Here is a 4,729-nt window from a genome sequence, read left to right on the forward strand (position 1 = left end):
TCTCTTCCCGACTCGCTGTGTGACTTTCGTCTCACTCCGTGTCGGTGGATGCGCAGTATAGGGGGTTGAGAAATTAGCACAAGCGTTTTTTGCAAAAAAACTTTCAACCGCACAAATAACGAGCATCCTGCATAGATACTCAACGATCTTGTCTAATATTTCGGGTTGTAGAGGATCTTTTCATGAAGAAATGCCTGACTTCCGCATTAAAAGATCGCCTATTTCTTTGTGATTTCGGTTACTGATCTTATCTCTCTTCGTTCTTTTTTCTCTTTCTACCTATATAAAGATGAAAAAAAAGAGCAGAACGATGACGAACTGCTCTTTTGGTCTTTGCTTTTTATTTGGGGTACTTCAGGTGAAGTCTTGGAAAAGTGTTTCTTCTATATATAGAAGAAAAGATCAGAGCATCCTTGCCCTTCTCTTTACGACAGATTAGTTAGGGGTATATCTAAATGTCGTTATTGTTCGATGACGCATTGAGCTCGTAAGAGTGGAGCATGCTTGCATTCCCAATGGCGTCATCTTCGAGAGGAACTTAGTTCTTCAATACTTTTACGGTGTAGCTACCATCTTTTTGTTGGTATAGACCGTGGATGTCGGTTTCGAAACCTGGGTAATGCGCACCGATCTCACAAAGCATCTCTAGGAAGTCCAGCACAGGGCGAGACTCTTGAGTCACCATTTCACCAGGAAGTACTAGTGGCACACCTGGAGGGTAAGGAAGGATCATGTTCGCACTTACGCGGCCAACCATTTCTTCCAGTTTGATTTCTTCTACGTTACCGCGAAGCTCTTCTTGCCATGCTGCGTGTGGTGTTACTTTCATTTCTGGAAGAACATCGAACGCTTTGTACATTAACTCTGGTAGGTTGTATTTCTTAGTTAGGTCATGAATTGCTTGTGCTAGTTCTTGAACGCGCATGCCTTCATAGAAGCTTGGGTCTTCGTTGTATAGCGAAGGTAGGAAGCTCTTGATGGTTAGGTTCAAGTCGTAGCCACGTTTAAATTCAGTTAGACCGCGTAGCAATTGCATTGCTTTTGATTTGTCGATACCGATTGAGAATAGGAACAACAAGTTGTATGGACCTGTTTTCTCTACCACGATGCCGCGCTCGTCTAGGAATTTAGCCACCAGCGAAGCAGGAATACCTGATTCTTCTAGTTCGCCTTCTTTATTCATCCCCGGAGTCAGTAGCGTTACTTTGATTGGATCAAGATACATGTGGTTGTCATCCATGTTCTTGAAGCCGTGCCATGTGTCGCTAGGGTCTAGTTTCCAACATTCCGTGGTATCGATGTTTTCTGGTTGCCATACATCGAAGAACCAGCTGTCGCTTTCTGCTTCTAGACGTTTGATCTCTTTACGGAAGCGGATTGCGCGATCGATAGAGTCTTGCATCAACTTCTTACCAGTGTTGCCGCGCATCATTGCCGCTGCAGTTTCAGTAGAAGCAACAATGCCGTACTGAGGTGAAGTTGAAGTGTGCATCATGAATGCTTCGTTGAAAGATTCTTTATCAAAGTCGCCTTTCACGTGAATCATTGAAGCTTGTGAGAACGCTGCCAACAGTTTGTGTGTTGATTGTGTTTCGTAGAACACTTTGCCTGGCATCGCTTCACCACTCATACCACATTTACCTTCGTAAATTGGGTTGAAGTTAGTGTAAGGCACCCAAGCACTGTCGAAGTGGATGTGTTTACAATCTAGCGACTCTTTGATGAATTGTGTGTTGTACAACAGACCATCGTAAGTTGAGTTAGTCACTACTGCGTAAGTTGGTGCTGTTGCACCTGGTGTTTTCGCCACTTTCTCTGCAATGACATCGCGGCTGAATTCGCTTTGTGGAATACCACCAAGGATGCCGTATGCGTTACGAGTTGGGCGGAAGTAGATTGGTGTCACGTCGCTCATCATCATTAGGTGAGTCAGAGATTTGTGACAGTTACGGTCAATCAGTACTGTGCTGCCCGCAGGTGCTGAGTACATACCAACGATTTTGTTCGATGTAGACGTACCGTTAGTTACGATGTACGAACTGTCTGCATTGAATGTACGTGCGATGTATTCTTCTGCATCTTTATGTGGACCTGAGTGGTCTAGTAGAGAACCTAGCTCAGGCATTGAGATTGATACGTCCGCTTTGAATGTGTTTGGACCGTAAAAATCGTAGAAGATGCTACCAGCAGGGCTTTTCTGGAATGCAGTACCGCCCATGTGACCTGGAGTACAGAAGGTGTATTTACCTTCTTCTACGTATTTGAATAGCGCTTTAGTGAATGGAGGCATGATGGCATCTTTGTATGCCTCAGTCGCTTGGGTGATTTTGATAGCGATGTCGTCAGCCATACCTAAAGCGTACTCGAAGAAGCTCACGTTTAGACGTAGGTCTGTTAGTGAAATGTCTAGAGTAGATTGTTCGTTAGCAAATGCGTGAACAGGCAGTTTTTCGTTGATTTGGCTGATACGTTCACATAGCTCAAGTGAGTATTTATCCCAGTCGAACAGCACACCGCAAATGCGTGGGTTCATCTCAATCATTTTGATCAAGTCTTTATCATCTACTGGGTAAACCACTTCGTAGCCCGCTTTCTCAAGAGCAGCGTGAAGTTGACGAACTGGCTCTTCTTTAAAGAACACACCCATGTGGTTCAAGATAGCGAATATATTCATTTGGACATCTCCAAGGCGAATGAGGGCGCTCTTTGCCATTTACAGGCAATGAGTAAGGTGAGCGCCGTGTGAATTTGGGTTTTATGGGCTGACACCGTAGTGCCAGCGTTTTGGGGATTAGTTGCTTGCTTGGGCAGGCATGTCGTCAGCGTGCATTTTCACGTACTGAGCAAGACCTGCTTTTTTGCTGTAGAACATCAAGATAACTAGAGACACGATGAAGGTTGCTGTTAGCGTACCGCCCTCTGCACCTGCTAGTGCGATGAAGCAGAACAGACAAGCCACACCAGAGAACAGCATTACGAAGCCGTTGCGTGTTGTCATACCTTCGAAGCGAATCAAGTTAATGCTTGAGTAGAAGTAAGGCAGCATAGTTAGTAGAACTGCGTCAGTTGTTAGCTGGTTGAACAGGTCTGATGCGTGTGCTGTTTTAGAGCTGAAGAACATCAGTACAACCATTAGTGCAGTCATCTTGATTGACGCAAGGATTAGACCTTTCTTAGGCACACCGTTTTTATCAGTTTCACCGTAGATTTTAGGGAAGTTGCCGTCGTTTGCTGCACGTTTACCCGCTTCACCTACTAGCATCATCCAAGAACCTAGCGAAGTGAAACATGCTAGCGCTGTGAATGCTGATACGAATGGTGCTGTCCAGCTACCGAATAGCTCAGTGGTTGCTAGTGCAAATGGTGCACCTGATGCCGCAACTTCTGACGCTGGGAACATACCGCTGATCATTTGAGTTGATAGGATGTAAATCACACCTGCGATACCAGTACCCAACATAGTTGCTAGTGGTACAGTACGTTTAGGGTTTTCTACCATACCAGTCGATACCGCTGCTGATTCCACACCTACGAATGACCATAGACAGATAAGAACCGCTGTTACTACCGCGTGGCTGTCAGTGCCTGCTGATACGTTCCAGTTTTGGCTGTAAAGCGCAGTATCGAAGTGCGTCCAACCAAATGCAGCTGTACCAACAACTGGGATAAGGATAAGAACTAGACCAAGCGTACATAGACGGCTTACCCAGCTACCACCAAGTAGGTTGACGAAAGTGAAGATCCATACTGATGCAATCGTCGCAATACCTGCTGGGATTGGGTTATTAAGCACAGGGAAGAATACTGAAAGGTAAGAAACACCTGTAATGGCAATAGCCAGGTTACCAATCCAGTTCGCGTGGTAATAAAGAACGCCCGTTTGGAAACCAAATACCGGAGACACTTCGCCAGCATAAGCGATAGGACCACCTTCTTGTGGGTTTTTGGTTGCCAGACGAGCGTAAACGAACGCCAGACTCAGTGCACCGACCAAACAGATCAGCCAACTGAAGATTGAAACAGAGCCTACAGAGGCAAGACTAGAAGGTAATAGTGCAATACCACTACCCATCATGTTACCGGCTACGACACCCGTACAGGCAATAAGGCCGATTTTTTTCGCATTCGATGACATAACATCTCCAAATCTATTCTACTCGAGTCAACATGACTCAAACTGAATGGTTATTAGCGAGATGCTATGAGGAAGAACCTGCTCGACCTCGCTAAATTTCGAAGTGAAGACTACGCCCAAAAACTGGGAAAAAAATAAACTTGGGGTTATCAATAAAACAATTAGCCCATCGGTATAAAGTTGAGATAAACCTGATAAACTAAAAAACATAAAGCCAGCATATACAGTACCTTAAGATAAAAAACTAAAGCGCTCATGTCGAAAAGCTAAAAACATCAACCTCAACAAATTTTCCATCAACCTTATCAACCACTATCAACATCAAGCTAACCCTATCCTGATTACCCAAACTGTTGATGCAGACTTTTCCTACCCTTATTGACCAATTGACTTACATCAAACTTCCCCTCCTCTTTTACTCAGCGATGCATAAGTACGAGCGTTATTACGCATAAACAACTGCGTTGTCGTGACCGGTTTTAAATACGCAAAGCTAAGGCCGAAACCCAAAAGCTCGATATGAAGCGGCACTAAGACAGGAAGTAAGAAGTAAGAAGTAAGAAGTAAGAAGCAGAATGCCAAGGTGTTGAGAAT

3 protein-coding genes are annotated in these 4,729 nt (G+C 44.6%); all 3 read right to left on the reverse strand.

Annotated elements, in window-relative coordinates; all coding sequences use genetic code 11:
• Nucleotides 1–538: 538 nt before the first annotated feature.
• On the reverse strand, nucleotides 539–2,674 hold the full coding sequence (locus tag R7E42_RS22945) for a lysine decarboxylase CadA (RefSeq protein ID WP_318073022.1): 2,136 nt from the start codon (nucleotides 2,672–2,674) through the stop codon (nucleotides 539–541).
• Between the two features lie 117 nt (nucleotides 2,675–2,791).
• Nucleotides 2,792–4,135 (reverse strand): cadaverine/lysine antiporter, encoded by a 1,344-nt coding sequence (cadB, locus tag R7E42_RS22950; protein WP_005434864.1) that lies wholly within the window; start codon nucleotides 4,133–4,135, stop codon nucleotides 2,792–2,794.
• A 396-nt stretch (nucleotides 4,136–4,531) separates the two neighbouring features.
• A partial coding sequence (locus R7E42_RS22955; RefSeq protein ID WP_318073023.1) for a hypothetical protein occupies nucleotides 4,532–4,729 on the reverse strand: 198 nt, incomplete at its 5' end.

Source organism: Vibrio sp. Vb1337 (genome assembly GCF_033338715.1).
Taxonomy (GTDB): Bacteria; Pseudomonadota; Gammaproteobacteria; order Enterobacterales; family Vibrionaceae; genus Vibrio; species Vibrio alginolyticus.